This window comes from Streptomyces sp. NPDC060028 (assembly GCF_042736725.1).
Classification (GTDB): domain Bacteria; phylum Actinomycetota; class Actinomycetes; order Streptomycetales; family Streptomycetaceae; genus Streptomyces.
The window spans coordinates 26,940-45,754 of record NZ_JBHWVJ010000013.1 but is presented as its reverse complement, the minus strand read 5'-3'; the positions used below and the strand labels follow the sequence as shown (position 1 = coordinate 45,754).

Below are 18,815 nucleotides of genomic sequence, written 5' to 3'. Positions count from 1 at the left end.
CCTCCTCGGTACTGCGGGCGGGCGCGGCCGGAACCTATTCGACCTTGGCCCAGTCGAGCGTGCGCTCCACCGCCCGCTTCCAGCCCTCGTACCCTTCCGTGCGCCGTTCCTGCGACCACTCGGGGTCCCAGCGCTTGGACTCCTGCCAGTGGGTGCGCAGTTCGTCCGTGTCCCGCCAGAAGCCGGTGGCGAGCCCGGCCGCGTAGGCGGCGCCGAGCGCGGTCGTCTCGGCGACCACGGGACGGCTGACCGGTACGCCGAGGACATCGGCCTGGGTCTGCATGCAGAGGTCGTTGGCCGTGACTCCGCCGTCGACCTTGAGCACGTCGAGGTGGACGCCGGAGTCCTGCTCCATGGCTTCCACCACGTCGCGGGTCTGGTAGCAGATGGCCTCCAGAGTGGCCCGTGCCAGGTGGCCGCTGTCGTGGTAGCGGGCCAGGCCGACGATCGCCCCGCGGGCGTCGGAGCGCCAGTACGGGGCGAACAGGCCGGAGAAGGCGGGGACGAAGTAGATGCCGCCGCTGTCCTCGACGGTCCTTGCCAGGCGCTCGCTCTCGGCGGCGTCGCCGATGATCTTCAGCTGGTCGCGCAGCCATTGCACGGCGGAGCCGGTGACCGCGATGGATCCTTCGAGGGCGTAGATCACGGGGTCGTCGCCGAACTGGTACGCCACGGTGGTCAGGAGGCCGTGCTGCGAGCGGACCAGTTCCGTCCCGGTGTTGAGCACCAGGAAGTTGCCGGTTCCGTACGTGTTCTTCGCCTCGCCGGGCGCGTAGCAGACCTGCCCGACGGTGGCCGCCTGCTGGTCGCCGAGGACACCGGTGATGGGAATGGCCTCGCGCAGCGGCCGGGAGGTGCGGGTCTGCCCGTACGCCTCCGGGTGGGAGGACGGGTTGATGGTGGGCAGCATGGCTCGGGGTACGCCGAAGAAGCCGAGCAGTTCGTCGTCCCAGTCGAGGGTCTCCAGGTCCATGAGCATGGTGCGGCTGGCGTTGGTGACGTCGGTGGCGTGGATGCCGCCGTCGGGTCCGCCGGTGAGGTTCCACAGCACCCAGCAGTCGGTGTTGCCGAAGAGGGCGTGGCCCTGCTCGGCAGCCTCCCGCACGCCGTCGACGTTCTCCAGGATCCATTGGATCTTGCCGCCGGAGAAGTAGGTGGCCGGTGGCAGCCCTGCTTTACGCCGGATGACCTCGCCCTGGCCGCCGCGCTCCAGTGCAGCGGCGATGGAGTCGGTACGGGTGTCCTGCCAGACGATGGCGTTGTAGTACGGGCGGCCGGTGCGGGGGTCCCAGACGACGGTCGTCTCGCGTTGGTTGGTGATGCCGACGGCCGCCAGGTCGGAGGCGTCGAGGTTTCCGTGCCGGAGGGCGTTCTGGATCACCGAGTTGGTGCGTTCCCAGATCTCCACCGGGTCGTGTTCGACCCACCCCGAGCGCGGGAGGATCTGGGAGTGCTCCAGCTGGTGCCGCGCCACCTCGTTGCCGGCGTGGTCGAAGATCATGAAACGGGTGCTCGTGGTCCCCTGGTCCACTGCGCCGACGAAGTCAGCCATGGGTGCCGCCTCCTCTTGGGATGCCGTGTGTGGGGGCTGGTCGTCCGGGAGGGGACGGGCGGTGTCCGCCCGCCCCTGCTCGGGTCAGCTCTCGTCCGGTGCCGGTACGCGTCCGGGGGGCTCCGGTTCGGCGGTCGGCAGGAACCTGCCGATGAAGAACTTGTAGAGACCGGCTCCCAGAAGACCGCCGATCAGCGGGCCGATGATCGGCACCCAGAAGTAGAAGTTCCCGTACTGATCCCTCCAGGCCGTGCCGTACCCCGTGAGGAAGCTGGCCAGCCGGGGGCCGAGGTCACGGGCGGGGTTGATCGCGTACCCGGCGTTGGTGCCCCAGGCCATGCCGATCGCCACGACGATCAGGCCGACGATGAACGGGGCGAGGTTGGCACCGGGAGGCGTGTTGAGCAGGTCCGTGACCGCGAGGATCAGCAGGAGCAGGATCGCGGTGCCGATGATCTGGTCGCGCAGTGCGCCCCACTCGGTCACCGGCAGGTTCGGGTTTCCGTTGGCCGGCAGCGTGGAGAAGACACCCTGCGTCTTGATGGTGTGGCCGGGGTCGGCCTTGGCCAGCGCTTCGGAGTAGTTCCAGCGCACGATCAGGGCGGCCACGAAGGCTCCGGCCAGCTGAGCCAGCGCGTAGGGGGCCACTTTGCTCCACGGGAAGCCCTTGAAGGCGGCCAAGGCGACGGTCACCGCGGGATTGAGGTGGGCCCCGCTCAGCCTTGCCGCGACGTAGACGCCCAGGGTCACGCCGAGACCCCAGGCCCAGGCGATGCTGTCGTGGTTTCCGAGGCCGCCCGGGGGGGTCGTCAGGGCTCCGCCGGCGACCACCTGGGCCACGACACCACAGCCGAAGAGTATGAGGATCATGGTGCCGGCAAACTCGGCCGAGAGTTCGCCGACCAGCCCTGATGCCTTGAGGCGCTCCTTCATGGGTGCCCGCTTCCCGCCGGTCCGAAGACCGGCATTCGACTGCCCCGAGCCCCCTGGTTCAGCGTAAGACGGGCTGCCCGTACCGGAAAGGCGAGAGCGGTCCGGTCCTGCGGAATCCGGTGCCCCCTTCGGGTTCCTCGATCATTCTCCGAGGCGGTCGCCCGAGTGCTCGCGGATGTCCGCGGCGTGGCAGCACACTGTTGGTAGGGCGTGCCCGCGGCTCGTACGGCGTGCCCGCGCTGACGCGCCTGTCCGGCGCGCGGCGCCCGGTGCTCCGTGAGGGCGCCGGGCCGCTCACCCGCCGGCTCCGACCGGGAGGCACACGATGAAGATGCTGATCAACAGTCCCCAGACCGTGGTCGTGGACGCCCTGCGGGGGCTGGCCGCAGCCCACCCCGACCTGGACGTGGACGCCGAGGCCCGGGTCGTCGTACGGCGGGACGCGCGGCAGGGCGGGCGCGTCGGTCTCGTCTCCGGCGGCGGCTCGGGACACGAGCCCTTGCACGCAGGCTTCGTCGGACACGGCATGCTGTCCGCCGCCTGTCCGGGCGAGGTGTTCACTTCCCCCGTGCCCGACCAGATGGTGCGGGCGGCCAAGGCCGTGGAGGCCGGGCAGGGGGTGCTGTTCGTCGTCAAGAATTACACCGGGGACGTACTGAACTTCGACATGGCCGCCGAGCTCGTCGAGGAGGACGGCATCCGGGTCGAGCGGGTGCTGGTCAACGACGACGTGGCGGTGACCGACAGCCTGTACACCGCCGGGCGGCGCGGCACGGGGGCCACGCTCTTCGTGGAGAAGATCGCCGGGGCGGCGGCGGAGGAGGGCGCGCCGCTGGAGGAGGTCGCCGCAGTCGCCCGGCGGGTCAACGAGGCCTCGGGCAGCTTCGGCGTGGCGCTGAGCGCCTGCACCACCCCCGCCAAGGGCAGTCCCACCTTCGACCTGCCGGACGGCGAGCTGGAGCTGGGCATCGGAATCCACGGCGAGCCGGGCCGGGAGCGGCGCCCGATGATGCCGGCGGGGGAGATCGCGGAGGTCGCGGTGGGTGCCGTGCTGGAGGACATGGCGAAGGCGGCCCCGGTCGACGGGCCGGTACTGGCCCTGGTGAACGGGATGGGCGCGACGCCGCTGCTGGAGCTGTACGGCTTCCACGCGGAGGTGGCCCGGGTGCTGGCGGCTCGCAACGTCCCGGTGGCCCGGACCCTCGTGGGGAACTACGTCACCTCGCTGGACATGGCGGGGTGCTCGGTGACGCTGTGCCGGGCCGACGAGGAAATGCTGCGGCTGTGGGACGCGCCGGTGCAGACGGCAGCGCTGCGCTGGGGCCGCTGACCCTTCGAAGGGGCCTGGCGGACGTCCGACAGGCCCCTCGGCGGCTGGCGATGGTTGCCATGTGTGACAGCGTGCTACCGGTTTGCCAGGACCCACGCCGACACTTCAGGGCACAACACGCTGCACATGCGCAGGCGCGCTCCGGTTCACCTGGCATGTGCGTGATTTCGCTCGTCCTCACAGCGTCGACCGTACGGCTGTGTGACGAGCGTTACCGCCCGTGATCGGCCGGAGTCACATCGACGTAATGGGCGTTTCGTACCGTCGGGGCACGCGTCGAACAACAGAGAGGCCATCCGGTGCCCCCACAGGACTCGCCGACGGCCGTCTCCCAGGTGCGGACGGTCTGCTCGTACTGCGGTGTGGGCTGCGGCATGCTCCTCGACATCGGCTCGGGTCCCGACGGGCGCCGCAAGGTCCTCAAGGCATCGGGCGACAAGGCCCACCCCGCCAACTTCGGCCGGCTGTGCACCAAGGGCGCGACGACGGCCGACATGCTCGCCGCCCCGGGACGTCTGGCCACCGCGCTGGTGCGTGCCGAGCGCGGGGCCGAGCCGGTACCCGCCGGCCTGGACGAGGCGATCGCCGGTACGGCCCTGCGGCTGCGGGCGGTCATCGACGAGTACGGGCCCGACGCCGTCGCGTTCTACGTCTCCGGGCAGATGAGCCTGGAAGCCCAGTACCTGGCCAACAAGCTAGCCAAGGGTTTTGTCCGCACCAACCAGATCGAGTCCAACTCCCGTCTGTGCATGGCCAGCGCGGGCAGCGGCTACAAGCTCTCCCTCGGCGCCGACGGCCCGCCCGGTTCGTACCAGGACTTCGAGAAGGCGGACGTCTTCTTCGTCATCGGCTCCAACATGGCCGACTGCCACCCCGTCCTGTTCCTGCGGCTGATGGAGCGTGTGAAGGCGGGCGCCAAGCTGATCGTCGTCGACCCGCGGCGCAGCGCCACCGCCGACAAGGCCGACCTCTTCCTGCAGATCAAGCCGGGGACCGACCTGGCTCTGCTCAACGGCCTGCTGCACCTGCTGGTGGAGAACGGCGACACGGACGCCGGCTTCATCGCGGAGCGCACCGAGGGCTGGGAGGCGATGCCGGAGTTCCTCGCGGACTACCCGCCCGCGACGGTTGCCGAGATCACCGGCATCCCGGAAGCGGACATCCGGCGGGCGGCGCAGTGGATCGGCGCGGCGGGGGAGTGGATGAGCTGCTGGACCATGGGGCTCAACCAGTCCACCCACGGCACTTGGAACACCAACGCCCTGATCAATCTGCACCTGGCCGGCGGCGCGATCTGCCGCCCGGGCAGCGGCCCGTTCTCCCTCACCGGCCAGCCCAATGCCATGGGCGGCCGCGAGATGGGCTACATGGGGCCCGGCCTGCCCGGACAGCGGTCGGTGCTCGTGGACGAGGACCGTGCCTTCGTCGAGGAGCTGTGGGGGCTGGAGTCCGGCGCCGTACGCGCGGACGGGTCCGGCAAGGGCACCGTCGAGATGTTCCGGCGCATGGCGGACGGCGAGATCAAGGCGTGCTGGATCATCTGCACCAACCCGGTCGCCTCGGTCGCCAACCGCAAGACCGTCATCGAGGCGTTGGAGACGGCCGAACTCGTCATCACTCAGGACGTGTTCGCCGACACCGAGACCAACGCGTACGCCGATGTCGTGCTCCCCGGCGCCCTGTGGACCGAGACCGAGGGCGTACTGATCAACAGTGAACGCACCCTCACCCTCTCCCAGCCCGCCGTGGACCCGCCGGGAGAGGCGCTCGCGGACTGGCGGATCATCGCGCGCATCGCCTGCGCGATGGGCTACGCCCACGCCTTCTCGTACGACAGCGCCGAGGAGATCTTCGAGGAGATCAAGCGCGCGGCGAACCCCAAGACCGGTTACGACCTGCGCGGAGTGACGTACGAGCGGCTCCGCGAGACGCCGGTCCAATGGCCCGCCGCGACCGTCGACGGGCCGGGCCGCAACCCCATCCGCTACCTGTCCAAGGACGGGGGCCCGGTGTTCCCCACCGCGAGCGGACGAGCCGTCTTCTTCGCCCGCCCGCACCTCCCCGCCGCCGAAATGCCCGACGACGACTACCCGTTCGCCCTCAACACCGGGCGACTCCAGCACCAGTGGCACACCCTCACCAAGACCGGAAAGGTCCCCAAACTCAACAAGCTCAACCCGGCACCCTTCGTCGAGGTCCACCCGCAGGACGCGGAACACCTGGGGATAGAGGGAGGCGACTCGGTGGAAGTCGCCTCCCGGCGAGGCCGCGCCGTACTGCCCGCCGTCATCACCGACCGGGTGCGCCCGGGCTGCTGCTTCGCTCCGTTCCACTGGAACGACCTGTTCGGCGAGTACCTGAGCATCAACGCGGTGACGAGCGACGCCGTCGACCCGATCTCGTTCCAGCCCGAGTTCAAGATGTGCGCGGTGACGCTGGCGAAGGTCGTCACACCGGTGACCGTCGCTCCGGCACCCGTGGCCGCCCTCACCCAGGAGCCCGCCGCGATCGTGCCGACCGCCGTCCAGCCCCCCGCGGCCGTCGTCTTCGGGCTGCAGAGCACACCCCCGCCAGTGCTCGCCGAGCACGAACGCCAGTACCTGGTCGGATTCCTCGCCGGACTGGAATCAGGCGCGCCCGGCGTTCCCGTTCTGCCGGCCGGTGCGCCGTTCAGGGAAGAGCACGCGCGCTGGGTGAACGGAGTGCTCGCCGGCCTGTACTCCCGAGCCCCGCAGACCGCAGCGCAAGCCACGGCGGGGGCCACTGCCCTGGGCCGTGAGGTCGTCGTGCTGTGGGCCTCGCAGACCGGCAACGCCGAGGAATTCGCCGCGGCCGCCGCCGACCGGCTCGCCGCAGCGGGACACCGCGCCGCGCTCGTCGGCATGGACGACACGGACCTGAAGTCCCTGCCCCCTGCCGCCGATCTGCTGCTGATCACCAGCACGTTCGGCGACGGCGACGCCCCTGACAACGGCGCCGGGTTCTGGGACGCCCTCACGGCCGCCGACACTCCGCGCCTGGACGGCCGGCGCTATGCCGTGCTCGCCTTCGGCGACTCCTCGTACGACGACTTCTGCGGCCACGGACGCCGCCTGGACCAGCGCTTGGACGAGCTGGGAGCCGTACGTCTGGCACCGCGCACGGACTGCGAACCGGACTACGAGCCATCGGCTCAGGCCTGGCTGGAGCAGGTCCTCGCCGATCTCACCGGGCAGCCGGCGACGGACGCGGCACCTGCTCCCGCACCCCTGCGCACCGCACAGCAGGCCCTGGCCACCGCACGGCTGACAGGCAACCGGCTGCTCAGCCTTCCGGGGGCGGTCAAGGAGGTCCGCCGCTTCACCTTCGACACCCGGGACAGCGAGACACCGCTCCTCTACGAGGCCGGCGACGCTCTCGGTGTGAACCCCGTCAACTGCCCCGACCTCGTGACGCAATGGCTGGCCGTCACCGGAGTCGACCCGGCCGAAACCGTCGAGGTCGCCGGCATCGGCCGGCTCGCTCTGGCCGACGCCCTGCACCGTCACCTGGACATCACCAAACTCACCCCCGCACTGCTGGGCTTCATCAACGAACGCGCCGGCGACCGCGAACTGAAGAAGCTGCTGCGCCCCGACAACAAGGGCGACCTCGCCCGGTGGTCCTGGGGCCGCCAGGCCGTCGACGTCATCGCCGAACACCCGGTCCGCGCCACGGCCCAGGAGTGGGCGACCGTCCTCAAGCGCCTCCGGCCCCGCCTCTACTCCATATCCTCCAGCCCGCTCACCGACCCGCATCAGGTGTCGCTGACGGTTTCCGTCGTCCGGTACGAGAACGTCCACGGCCGCCCCCGCAAGGGCGTGTGCTCGCCGTTCCTCGCCGACGCCGCGCCCGACGCCGCGGTCCCGGTCTTCGTCCAGCGTTCCCCCCACTTCCGGCCTCCGGCGGCTCCCGGGACGCCGATGGTGATGATCGGCCCTGGGACGGGGGTGGCTCCCTTCATCGGCTTCCTCGAGGAACGCCGGGCCCGCGGCCACCGCGGCGTCAACTGGCTCTTCTTCGGCGAGCAGCACCGCGCCACGGACTTCTACTACGAGGACGAAGTCACCGCCTTCCTCGCCGACGGCACCCTCACCAGGCTCGACACCGCCTTCTCACGCGATCAGCGCGCCAAGGTCTACGTCCAGGACCGGATGCGCGAACGCGGCCCCCAGCTCTGGTCCTGGCTTCAGGACGGCGCACACTTCTACGTCTGCGGCGATGCCGCGCGGATGGCCAAGGACGTCGACCGGGCCCTGCGCGACATCGCCGTCGCCCACGGCGGCCTCGACGAGGACGGGGCGGCCCTGTACGTCAAGCAGCTCGCCGCCGACAAGCGGTACGTTCGCGACGTCTACTGATCCGCCGAGGTTTCGTATCGGACGGTCCCGTCCCACTGCGCCTCCAGGGGCCGCGCTCTGTGATCGTGAACAATTACACTCACCCTCGTGGCGCCTCGTGCAGGCACCACCGTGATACCGGTGCGGGCAACAGCGCCCGGGTCGGCCGCCGCGGGCTTCGTGGACGAGAGGGCTCTCAGTGGGAACGGGAAGTGCGGAGCAATCCGAGCCACGCCAGCCTGTGATGGCCGATGTCGCGCGCGTCGCCGGGGTGTCGCATCAGACGGTGTCGCGGGTACTCAACGGCGCGCCCCACGTCCGCCCCGGCACGCGAGAGCGGGTGCTCGCGGCCATTCGCGAGCTGGACTACCGCCCCAACGTGGCGGCGCGAGCCCTGGTCACCCGTCGGTCCCAGACGCTCGGCGTGGTCAGTTTCGGCAGCGCCCTGTACGGACCGGCCTCCATGCTGGACAGCATTGAGCAGGCTGCGCGCAGTGCGGGCTATTTCGTCAGCGTGGCGAGCCTGCGGTCACTGGAGACGCGCTCGGTGCAGGAGGCTGTGGACCGGCTTCGGGACCAGGGTGTCGAAGGCATCGTGGTGATCGCGCCGCAGACTCCGGCGGTGAGCGCGGTCGCCCAGCTGTCCACGGCGGTGCCCGTCGTCGCGGTAGGGGCCGGCAGCGATTCGCCGGTACCCACGGTCTCGGTCGACAACGAGGCGGGTGCCCGCGCCGTCACGCGGCACCTGCTGGACCTCGGGCACGCCACGGTCCACCACATCGCCGGCCCGCCGGGCTGGCTGGAGACCGCGACCCGGCAGGCCGGGTGGCGCAAAGCCCTTGAGGCGGCCGGTGCCCCGGTGCCCGAGGCCCACCCCGGGGACTGGAGTGCCCGCGCCGGCTACGAGGCCGGCCTCCGGTTGGCCGCGGATGCCACCGTCACCGCGGTGTTCTGTGCGAACGACCACCTGGCGCTGGGGCTGCTGCGCGCGCTGCACGAAGCGGGCCGGGCCATCCCGGGGGACATCAGCGTGGTCGGTTTCGACGACATGTCCGAAGCCGCGTACTTCGCGCCCCCGCTGACGACGGTCCGACAGGACTTCGGTGAACTGGGCAGACGTGCGCTGGAGCTGCTGGTCGACGAGGTGACTCGGAGCAGCCGCACGACCGGTGTGGCGGGCAGGGAGCACGCCGGGTCGCCGGAGTCCGCGGGCAGGCACGTCCTGGTGCCCACGGAGCTGGTGCTGCGCGGCAGCTCAGGCCGGGCACCGCGCTAGTGCTGTGACCGGAGCGCGGGCCCGGGTCGGGCCGGGCAGGCCCGTGATCCGGGCGGGCCCGTGATCCGGGCGGGGCTCCCGGGTATCGGCGCTGGTCAAGGGCACCCCGGGTGATCCGGACGTGCTGGGGTCACCAAGTCAAGATTAGGTAACGCTGTAGACCTGAGCCCTTGTCCCGGCCGATTGTGAGCGCTAACAATCAGAGTCGAGATGGCCACGCCTGCCGCCGTCCCCCCTGTCGCCCGGTTGTCAGTCCGGGGCGCTGGGCTCCGTACAAAGGATGTGAACGTGACCTCGTCTCGCTCCCCGGCCGACCGGGACGCCGTGCGCTACGTCGTCGGTGTCGACTTCGGTTCGCTGTCCGGGCGCGCCGTGGTGGTCCGCGTACACGACGGTGAGGAGCTCGGCTCCGCCGTCCACACGTACCGCCACGGCGTCATCGACCGCGAACTGCCCACCACCGGGGCCGCTTTGCCGCCCGACTGGGCACTCCAGCATCCGGACGACTGGCGCGAGGTGCTGCGCACCGCCGTTCCGGACGCCGTCGCCTCCGCGGGCGTGGACCCTGGACGCGTCATCGGGATCGCGACCGACTTCACGGCCTGCACGGTCCTGCCCGTGCGACGCGACGGCCGGCCGCTCTCCGAGACCGGGCTGGGCCACCGTGCCCATGCCTGGCCCAAGCTCTGGAAGCACCACGCCGCGCAGGACCAGGCCGACCGGATCAACCACCTCGCCCACCTGCGCGCAGAGAAGTGGATCAGCCGTTACGGCGGCAGGGTCTCCGCCGAATGGCAGTTCGCGAAGGCGCTTCAGGTACTGGAGGAGGACCCGGAGACGTACGCGGCGACCGAGCGCTGGATCGAGGCGGCCGACTGGATCGTCTGGCAGCTCACGGGCACCGAGACCCGCAACACCTGCACCGCCGGCTACAAGGGCATCCACCAGGACGGCAGGTACCCGAGCGAGGACTACCTCGCCGCCCTGCACCCGGACTTCGGGGACTTCGCCCGCACCCGCCTGGAGCATCCGCTCTCCCCGCTGGGATCCCGAGCCGGCTCGCTCACCGCCGAGGCCGCCGAGTGGACGGGCCTGCCCGAGGGCATCGCGGTCGCGGCCGGCAACGTCGACGCCCACGTCGCGGCGGCCGCGGCCCAGGCCGTCGAGAACGGCCGGCTGCTCGCGGTCATGGGCACCTCCACCTGCCACGTGGTGAACGGCGCCGCGCTCGCCGACGTCCCCGGGATCTGCGGCGTCGTGGACGGAGGGATCGTTGACGGCGCGTACGGCTACGAGGCGGGACAGAGCGCAGTCGGTGACATCTTCGCCTGGTGGCTCGCCCAAGGCGTCCCGGCCGGCTACCAGGCGGAGGCCGAGGCCCGCGGCGAGGACCTGCACCAGCTGCTGACCCGCAAGTGCGCCGACCAGCCGGTCGGCGGCCACGGCCTGGTCGCCCTCGACTGGATGAACGGCAACCGGTCCACCCTGGTCGACCACCACCTCTCCGGTGTCATCGTCGGGCTCACCCTGGCGACGCGGCCCGAGGAGATCTACCGCGCCCTGCTGGAGGCCACGGCCTTCGGCACCCGCACCATCGTCGACGCCCTGGAACAGGGCGGGGTACCGGTGCACGAGTTCATCGTCACGGGCGGCCTGAAGAAGAACGCCCTGCTGATGCAGATCTACGCCGACGTGCTCCGCCGGCCGGTGTCCCTCGCGGCCTCCGCCCAGGGGCCGGCCCTCGGCGCCGCCATCCACGCGGCCGTCGCCGCCGGTGCCCATCCGGACGTACGCGCCGCCGCGGCGGCCATGGGCCGTGTCCAGCGGGCCGCCTACCTGCCGGACGCCGCCCGGGCCGACGCCTACGACGCGCTCTACGCGGAGTACCGCGTCCTGCACGACCACTTCGGCACCGGCCCCGACAAGCAGCTGCACCGGCTGCGTGCCCTGCGCAACGCCGCCCTGACCACCTCGACCTCCCCGACCGAGAGGCCCTGAACCGCTCATGACGTCACCGATCGAGCAGCTGCGCCGCGAGGTCAGCGACCTCCACCAGGAACTGGTGCGCTACGGCCTCGTCGTCTGGACGGCCGGGAACGTGTCCGCTCGCGTGCCGGGGGAGGACCTGATGGTGATCAAACCCAGCGGCGTCCCCTACGAGGACCTGGCTCCCGAGAGCATGATCGTCTGCGACCTGGACGGGAAAGTCGTCGAGGGCGACTACGCCCCTTCCTCCGACACCGCCGCACACGCCTACGTCTACCGGCACATGCCGCAGGTCGCGGGGGTGGTGCACACCCATTCCACCTATGCCTGCGCCTGGGCGGCGCGCGGCGAGGCCGTCCCCTGCGTTCTGACCGCCATGGCCGACGAGTTCGGGGCCGAGATCCCGGTCGGCCCCTTCGCGCTGATCGGGGACGACTCCATCGGCCGGGGCATCGTCGAGACGCTGAGCGGTCACCGGTCGCCCGCCGTGCTGATGAAGAGCCACGGCGTCTTCACCGTGGGCAAGGACGCCAAGGCAGCGGTCAAGGCGGCCGTGATGTGCGAGGACGTCGCCCGCACGGTCCACATCTCACGCCAGCTCGGGGCGCCGCTGCCCCTCGCGCAGAGCGACATCGACGCACTGAACCACCGCTACCAGAACGTGTACGGCCAGCAGGCCGGCCGATGAGGAGCTTTTCCGTGGCATCACTCGAAGAACGCGAAGTGTGGTTCCTGACCGGCAGCCAGTCCCTCTACGGGGACGAGACCCTGCGCCAGGTGGCCCGGCAGTCCCGGCAGATCGCCGAAACCCTCCAGGGCGACCCCGGGGTCCCCGGCGCCCCCGGCGCCCCCGTCCGGATCGTCTGGAAGCCCGTCCTCACCGACGCCGACGCGATCCGCCGCATCTGTCTGGAGGCGAACTCCGACGACACCTGCATCGGGTTGATCGCCTGGATGCACACGTTCTCCCCGGCCAAGATGTGGATTGCCGGCCTCGACGCGCTGCGCAAGCCCCTGCTCCACCTCCACACCCAGGCCAACGTGGCCCTGCCCTGGTCGTCCATGGACATGGACTTCATGAACCTCAACCAAGCGGCGCACGGAGACCGCGAGTTCGGCTACATCCAGTCCCGCATCGGCGTCACCCGCAAGACGGTCGCGGGCCACGTCAGCGACCCGTCCGTGGCCGCCCGCATCGCCTCGTGGGCCCGGGCGGCCGCGGGGCGGGCCGAACTGCGCGGCCTCAGGCTGGCCCGCTTCGGAGACAACATGCGGGACGTCGCCGTCACCGAAGGCGACAAAGTGGAGGCGCAACTGCGCTTCGGCGCCTCCGTCAACACCTACGGGGTCAACGACCTCGTCGAGGCCGTCGACGGTACCGCGGAGGCCGATGTCACCGAGCTCGTCGAGGAGTACGAGGACACCTACCGGGTGGCGCCCGAGCTGCGGGCCGGCGGGGACCGCCACGCCTCGCTTCGCTACGCCGCGCGCATCGAACTCGGCCTGCGCGCGTTCCTCACCGCGGGCGGTTTCCGTGCCTTCACCACCAACTTCGAGGACCTCGGAGGCCTGCGCCAACTGCCGGGCCTTGCCGTCCAGCGGTTGATGGCCGACGGGTACGGCTTCGGCGGCGAGGGCGACTGGAAGACATCGGTCCTGCTGCGCACGCTCAAGGTCATGTCGGAGGGGCTGCCGGGCGGCGTGTCCTTCATGGAGGACTACACCTACCACCTGGAACCCGGCAGGGAACTGATCCTCGGCGCGCACATGCTGGAGGTCTGCCCGACGATCGCGGCCGCGGTTCCCTCCTGCGAGATCCACCCGCTGGGGATCGGCGGCCGGGAGGATCCCGTCCGCCTGGTCTTCGACGCGCACACCGGTCCGGCGGTGGTCGTCGGGCTCGCCGACATGGGCGACCGGTTCCGCCTGGTCGCCAACGAGATCGACGTGGTCGAGCCCGTCGAGCCCCTGCCGAACCTGCCGGTGGCCCGGGCCGTGTGGCAGCCCCGGCCGGACCTGCGGACCTCGACCGAAGCCTGGCTGATCGCCGGAGCCCCGCACCACACCGTGCTGTCGAGCGCCGCGGGCACCGAGGAGGTGGGCGATCTCGCCGACATGCTGGGCACGGAGCTGCTGGTCATCGACGAGGACACCGGCATCCGCCGGTTCACGCAGGAGATCCGCTGGAACCAGGCCTACCACCGGCTGGCGCAGGGTTTCTGACGCCTGCCACCACCGCGCCCGCCCCGACGTCCGGACCGCCGTGGGCGCGGGCCGTCAACCGCCGCCGTCCAGGGGCTGTTCCGTCCAGATGGTCTTGCCGGCCACCGTGTACCGGCTGCCCCAACGGTGGGTGAGCTGCGCAACGAGGAACAGGCCGCGCCCGCCCTCGTCGGTGAGTTGTGCCCGGCGCAGGTGCGGCTGCGTCTGGCTCGGGTCGGAGACCTCACAGATCAGTACCCGGTCCTTGATCAGTCGTAGGCCGACCGGGCCGCCCGCGTACCGGATGGAGTTCGTGACGAGCTCGCTGACGATCAGCTCCGTGGTGAAGACGAGATCCTCCAGTCCCCACGCGGTCAGCTGGTCCGCAACGAGCGTGCGGGCCCGTCCGACGAGGGAGGGGTCGCCAGCCAGCTCCCACGCGGCGGTGGCATCCGAGGGCACCTGCCTGACCCGCACCACGAGCAGTGCGAGGTCGTCGTGCGGCAGCTCGCCGTCCTGGGCGCCCAGGACGCCCAGGATGCCGCGCCCGATCTCGGTGACCGGCAGCCCACTGTCGGCGCCCTCCCGGGCCCCCGCCCCGATCGCTGCCCGCTGCCGCTCGGAGCGGTCGGTGCCCTTGGCGAGTGCGCCGCCGCAGAAGACGAGCACATCGCCGGGCCCCAGCTGCAGTCCCACCGGTTCGAACGGCTGCCCGCCGGTGCCCAGGACAGGACCCGGGCGGTAGGCCACCGTGCCGCTCCCGGTGCTTCCCCTGGCGGCCAGCACGGGCGGAGCGTGGCCGGCGCCCGCAAGCACGCAGGCACGGGACACCGGATCGTAAGTGGCGTAGAGGCACGTGGCGCCCGTCAGGGCACTGGGCGCGCCCGTAGCCGGTTCCTGGCGGTCGTCGTCCTCGATGAAGCGCACGACGAGGTCGTCGAGGTGGGCCAGTAGTTCGTCCGGGCTGAGGTCGAGGTCGGCCAGGGTCTGCACCGCCGATCGCAGTCGTCCCATCGCGGCCGTGGCGTCGAGGCCGCGTCCTTCGACCGAGCCCATGACGAACGCAAGCCGTGTCGAGGGGAGTTGGATGACGTCGAACCAGCTGCCGCCGACGGCTGCGGTCGTGGCGGCGGGCACGTGGACACCGGAGGTCTCGGCGCCGGTGACGTCCATGACCGGCCTGGGCAGGAGACTGCGCTGCAGGGTGTCCGCGGTACGGCGCTCACGGGTGTACCGGCGGGCGTTGTCCATGCTGAGCGAGGCCCGGGAGCCGATCTCCTCGGCGAGGACCGCGTCCTCCTGGTCGAAAGGGCGGCGCTCTGCGGTACGCCACAGGACCAGGCCGCCGAGCACCGCGCCGCGCGCTCGCAACGGGACCAGCATGAAGGAGGCGGCCCGAGGCGGAAGGATCAGCCGTACGCGCTCCTCTTCTCCGGCGAGCACCGCGCGCAGGTCGGTCAGGTCGGGGAGGAAGACCGCCGAGCCCCCGCGCAGGTGGGCGCTCTCGACGTTTCCGAGACGGACGGTGTCGCCTACGCGGTGGCTCTCGGGCGGCCACCGCCCGTCGGAGGCCCGCACGGCGACGCGCCGCATCGGCGCTCCGGCGACCAGCTCTCCCGGCTCCTCGCCGAGCAGCACGGGTTGGGTGAGGTCCACGGCCGCGAGGTCGGCGAACGCGGGGATGAGCACGTCCGTCAGCTGCTCGGCGTCGCGCACCATGTCCAGGGAGCTGCCGATGCCCGCGGCGGCCGCGTTGACCAGCACCTGCCGTTCGGCGGAGCGCTGGTCCGCGGGGGGCGCGGGTGGCGCCCGGTGTACGTCTGCGGCGACGGCGACCGGTACGGAGTCGGCCGGGTCCGCGGGCTGTAGGCGCAGGAGGAACCGCGCCGACGAGCCCTCCATGAGGGTGATGATGTCGACGTCGGCCTCCAGTTGGCCGCCGTCCGGCCGCCGCAGTCGCGCGCGGGCGTTGCGCCGGGCGCCTCCGACAGCTCCGACGATGAGCCGGGCCCACAGGTCGCCATCCTCGAAGAGCACTTCCCCCGCGCCGAGCTGATCGGCTACGGGACCGCCGGCCTCGGGAGCGCCCAAGAGAGCCGCCGCCGAACGTGTGCCGGTCAGGACCCTGCCGCCGGCGTCGAGTACCAGAACAGCCGTGGGGAAGTCCGCTGCTGCGACGGGATCTCCCGGGCCGTGGTCGCTCACTGGTTTCTCACTCCGGCAGGGTCGACGGCGCCCCTGATCTCATTGAACACCTCGCACGCAGCGTGTGCGCGGCGGCCGGGGCGTTGTGCTTTCCTCCGTCGTCGCGCGCGTCTCTCAGGAGCCGGCCTTGCGCTTGTTCCACACGTCGAAGCCGACCGCCGCCAGCAGTACGAGGCCCTTGATGACCTGCTGGTAGTCGGTGCCTATGCCGACGAGCGACATCCCGTTGTTCAGCACGCCCAGCACGAGACCACCGATGATCGCGCCGAGTACCGTGCCGACGCCGCCGGACGCCGAAGCGCCGCCGATGAAGGCCGCCGCGATCGCCTCCAGCTCGAAGTTGATGCCCGCCTGCGGCGTCCCCGCGTTGAGCCGGGCCGCGAAGACCAGCCCGGCCAGCGCTGCCAGGACGCCCATGTTGACGAAGGCGAGGAAGACGATCCGCTTGCTCTTGACGCCGGACAGCCGGGCGGCGGGCTCGTTGCCGCCGATGGCGTACGTGTGGCGGCACAGGATGGAGTTGCGCATCACGTAGCCAAAGGCGACCAGGAGCACGCCGAGGATGAGCAGCACGATCGGGAAGCCGTGGTAGCTGGCGAGCAGCAGGGTGAAGACCGTCACCGCGGTGGCGATCGCCGCCAGCTTGACGAGGAAGAAGCCCATCGGCAGCAGCCGCAGTCCGTAGGAGGCGGCCTGGCGGCGGCCTCGCACCTCCTGTACGACGGCCAGCGCGAGCACGCCGAAGCCGAGCAGCAGGGTGAGGTTGTGGTAGTTCGTGTGCGGGCCGGCCTCCGGCAGGAAGCCGCTGCTGATCTGACGGAAGCCCTGGGGGAAGGGGGCCACCGACTGGCCCTGGAGCAGGATCTGCGTCCCGCCCCGGAAGAGCAGCATCCCCGCGAGGGTCACGATGAACGACGGGATGCCCACGTAGGCGATCCAGAAGCCCTGCCACGCTCCGGCCGCGGCCCCGATGAGGAGCGCGGCGGCGCAGGCCACTGGCCAGGGGATGTCGTGGTGCACCATCATCACCGCGGCGGCGGCTCCGACGAAGGCCGCCAGGGACCCCACCGACAGATCGATGTGGCCGGCGATGATGACGATCATCATCCCGATGGCCAGGATGAGGATGTAGCCGTTCTGCTGGATCAGGTTGGTGACGTTGAGCGGTTTGAGCAGTGTTCCGTCGGTCCAGATCTGAAACAGCACGATGATCAGCGCCAGTGCGACCAGCATGCCGTACTGCCGGATGTTGCCGCGCAGGAGGTGTACGACGAGCGTGCGTGGGCCTTCGGGCACGCGGTTGCCCTTCTCCCCGCCGGGGGCGGCGCCCTCGGAGGGGATGGCGGGGCTCTGGATCTGGGTCATGCTCACACCTGTTCGTTCTGGGTTGCCGCGCCCACGGTCATGAGGCGCATGAGGGATTCCTGGGTCGCGTCCGCCCGGTTGGTCTCACCGGTGACGCGCCCCTCGGCCATGGTGTAGATGCGGTCGCACAGGCCGAGCAGCTCGGGCAGTTCGGAGGAGATCACCAGGACGGCCTTGCCCTGGGCCGCGAGCTCGGCGATCACCGCGTAGATCTCGGCCTTCGCACCGATGTCGATGCCCCGGGTGGGCTCGTCGAGGATGAGCACTTCGGGCTCGGAGAAGATCCACTTGCTGAGGACGACCTTCTGTTGGTTTCCGCCGCTGAGCTTGCCGGTCTCCGCGAACACCGAGGGCGCCTTGATGTTCATGGTGCTGCGGTACCTCTCCGCGACGCGGGTCTCCTCGTGCTGGTTCACCCAGCCCCGGCGGGAGACCTTGCCGAGTGCGCTCAGCGAGATGTTGCGGCGGATGTCTTCCGAGAGGTTGAGCCCGAGGTGCTTGCGGTCCTCGGTCACGTAGGCGAGGCCGTGGGCGATCGCCTCGGGGACCGTGCGCGTACGGATCTCCTTGCCGTCGAGCAGGACCCGGCCGCTGGTGTGGCGTCCGTAGGAGCGGCCGAAGACGCTCATCGCGAGCTCGGTCCGGCCCGCGCCCATCAGGCCCGCCATGCCGACGATCTCGCCGCGCCGGACCGTGATCGACGCTCCGTCGACCACCTTGCGGTGCACGTCGATCGGGTGCAGGACGGTCCAGTCCTCGACCGTCAGCGCGACCTCGCCGATGTCCGGGGTGCGCTCGGGATAGCGGTGCTCCAGGTCGCGGCCGACCATCCCGCGGATGATGCGGTCCTCGGAGATCCCCTCGGCTTCGACCGAGATGGTCTCGATGGTCCGGCCGTCGCGCAGGATGGTCACGGCGTCGGCGACGCGCGCGATCTCGTTCAGCTTGTGCGAGATGACGATGCAGGCGATGCCCTGGGCCTTGAGCTCGAGGATGAGGTCGAGCAGTTTGCGGCTGTCCTCGTCGTTGAGCGCGGCGGTGGGCTCGTCCAGGATCAGCAGCTTGACCTCCTTCGCGAGGGCCTTGGCGATCTCGACGAGCTGCTGCTTGCCCACACCGATGTCGGCGACGCGGGTCTGTGGGTTGTCCGGCAGACCTACGCGTTCGAGCAGGGTCTGGGCGTGGGTGAGCGTCCGATGCCAGCTGATGAAGCCACGCGAGGCGTGCTCGTTGCCGAGGAAGATGTTCTCGGCGATGGACAAGTAGGGGATCAGCGCGAGTTCCTGATGGATGATCACAATGCCGCGGCGCTCGCTGGCCCGGATGTCGCCGAAGGCGCACGGCTCGCCCTGGAACCGGATCTCGCCTTCGTAGGAACCGTGCGGGTACACCCCGCTGAGCACCTTCATCAGGGTGGACTTGCCTGCCCCGTTCTCGCCGCAGATGGCGTGGACCTCGCCGGCGGCGACGGTCAGATTGACGTCTGACAGTGCTTTCACGCCGGGGAACGACTTGCTGATCGAACGCATCTCGAGGACGGGTCCGGCCATGGTGGTGAATCCGTTCGACTGGGGTGATGCGGCGGCCCGGTCGGGGCGGCGCCGCATC

At 70.8% G+C, this 18,815-nt stretch carries 11 protein-coding genes; 6 read left to right on the top strand and 5 right to left on the bottom strand.

Going from position 1 to position 18,815, the window contains the following annotated elements; translation table 11 throughout:
- Positions 1 to 34: 34 nt before the first annotated feature.
- Both glpK and ACFWBF_RS09630 read right to left on the bottom strand, forming a co-directional pair.
- Positions 35 to 1,552 (bottom strand): glycerol kinase GlpK, encoded by a 1,518-nt coding sequence (gene glpK / locus ACFWBF_RS09635; protein ID WP_385597797.1) that lies wholly within the window; start codon positions 1,550 to 1,552, stop codon positions 35 to 37.
- 84 nt (positions 1,553 to 1,636) lie between these two features.
- Positions 1,637 to 2,485, bottom strand: a complete 849-nt coding sequence (locus tag ACFWBF_RS09630; protein WP_385597794.1) for an MIP/aquaporin family protein — start codon at positions 2,483 to 2,485, stop codon at positions 1,637 to 1,639.
- A 325-nt stretch (positions 2,486 to 2,810) separates the two neighbouring features.
- Between ACFWBF_RS09630 and dhaK the strand changes: the two genes are divergently transcribed.
- From dhaK to araA, 6 genes are all read left to right on the top strand, one after another.
- On the top strand, positions 2,811 to 3,815 hold the full coding sequence (gene dhaK / locus ACFWBF_RS09625; protein WP_385597789.1) for a dihydroxyacetone kinase subunit DhaK: 1,005 nt from the start codon (positions 2,811 to 2,813) through the stop codon (positions 3,813 to 3,815).
- 374 nt (positions 3,816 to 4,189) lie between these two features.
- Complete coding sequence (locus tag ACFWBF_RS09620) at positions 4,190 to 8,194, top strand: molybdopterin-dependent oxidoreductase (protein WP_385597946.1); 4,005 nt, start codon at positions 4,190 to 4,192, stop codon at positions 8,192 to 8,194.
- Positions 8,195 to 8,417: 223 nt separating this feature from the next.
- Positions 8,418 to 9,449 carry a LacI family DNA-binding transcriptional regulator gene (locus tag ACFWBF_RS09615; protein WP_385597786.1) on the top strand — a complete coding sequence of 344 codons (1,032 nt, stop codon included), beginning with the start codon at positions 8,418 to 8,420 and terminating at the stop codon, positions 9,447 to 9,449.
- 288 nt (positions 9,450 to 9,737) lie between these two features.
- Positions 9,738 to 11,447, top strand: a complete 1,710-nt coding sequence (locus ACFWBF_RS09610; RefSeq protein WP_385597783.1) for a ribulokinase — start codon at positions 9,738 to 9,740, stop codon at positions 11,445 to 11,447.
- A gap of 7 nt (positions 11,448 to 11,454) precedes the next feature.
- Positions 11,455 to 12,123: an L-ribulose-5-phosphate 4-epimerase gene (locus ACFWBF_RS09605; RefSeq protein WP_385597781.1), complete on the top strand. Its 669-nt coding sequence runs from the start codon at positions 11,455 to 11,457 to the stop codon at positions 12,121 to 12,123.
- 11 nt (positions 12,124 to 12,134) lie between these two features.
- Positions 12,135 to 13,658, top strand: a complete 1,524-nt coding sequence (araA, locus tag ACFWBF_RS09600) for an L-arabinose isomerase (RefSeq protein WP_385597778.1) — start codon at positions 12,135 to 12,137, stop codon at positions 13,656 to 13,658.
- A gap of 54 nt (positions 13,659 to 13,712) precedes the next feature.
- Here the strand turns inward: araA and ACFWBF_RS09595 are convergent, their stop codons facing one another.
- The 3 genes from ACFWBF_RS09595 to mmsA form a co-directional block, all read right to left on the bottom strand.
- Positions 13,713 to 15,842 carry a SpoIIE family protein phosphatase gene (locus ACFWBF_RS09595; RefSeq protein WP_385597774.1) on the bottom strand — a complete coding sequence of 710 codons (2,130 nt, stop codon included), beginning with the start codon at positions 15,840 to 15,842 and terminating at the stop codon, positions 13,713 to 13,715.
- Positions 15,843 to 15,956: 114 nt separating this feature from the next.
- Positions 15,957 to 17,207, bottom strand: coding sequence for a multiple monosaccharide ABC transporter permease (gene mmsB / locus ACFWBF_RS09590; RefSeq protein ID WP_385597771.1), 1,251 nt, complete (start codon positions 17,205 to 17,207; stop codon positions 15,957 to 15,959).
- A 2-nt stretch (positions 17,208 to 17,209) separates the two neighbouring features.
- The gene (gene mmsA / locus ACFWBF_RS09585; protein ID WP_385597943.1) at positions 17,210 to 18,757 is read right to left on the bottom strand and encodes a multiple monosaccharide ABC transporter ATP-binding protein; all 1,548 of its coding nucleotides are present in this window, start codon (positions 18,755 to 18,757) and stop codon (positions 17,210 to 17,212) included.
- Between the last annotated feature and the right edge of the window lie 58 nt (positions 18,758 to 18,815).

What these genes read in the sequence shown, in the direction of transcription:
- dhaK (WP_385597789.1), top strand. Translation starts at nt 2,811, where the DNA reads ATGAAGATGCTGATCAACAGTCCCCAGACCGTGGTCGTGGACGCCCTG.
- ACFWBF_RS09615 (WP_385597786.1), top strand. Translation starts at nt 8,418, where the DNA reads ATGGCCGATGTCGCGCGCGTCGCCGGGGTGTCGCATCAGACGGTGTCG.
- ACFWBF_RS09630 (WP_385597794.1), bottom strand. Translation starts at nt 2,485, where the DNA reads ATGAAGGAGCGCCTCAAGGCATCAGGGCTGGTCGGCGAACTCTCGGCC.
- ACFWBF_RS09605 (WP_385597781.1), top strand. Translation starts at nt 11,455, where the DNA reads ATGACGTCACCGATCGAGCAGCTGCGCCGCGAGGTCAGCGACCTCCAC.
- mmsA (WP_385597943.1), bottom strand. Translation starts at nt 18,757, where the DNA reads ATGGCCGGACCCGTCCTCGAGATGCGTTCGATCAGCAAGTCGTTCCCC.
- mmsB (WP_385597771.1), bottom strand. Translation starts at nt 17,207, where the DNA reads ATGACCCAGATCCAGAGCCCCGCCATCCCCTCCGAGGGCGCCGCCCCC.
- glpK (WP_385597797.1), bottom strand. Translation starts at nt 1,552, where the DNA reads ATGGCTGACTTCGTCGGCGCAGTGGACCAGGGGACCACGAGCACCCGT.
- ACFWBF_RS09620 (WP_385597946.1), top strand. Translation starts at nt 4,190, where the DNA reads ATGCTCCTCGACATCGGCTCGGGTCCCGACGGGCGCCGCAAGGTCCTC.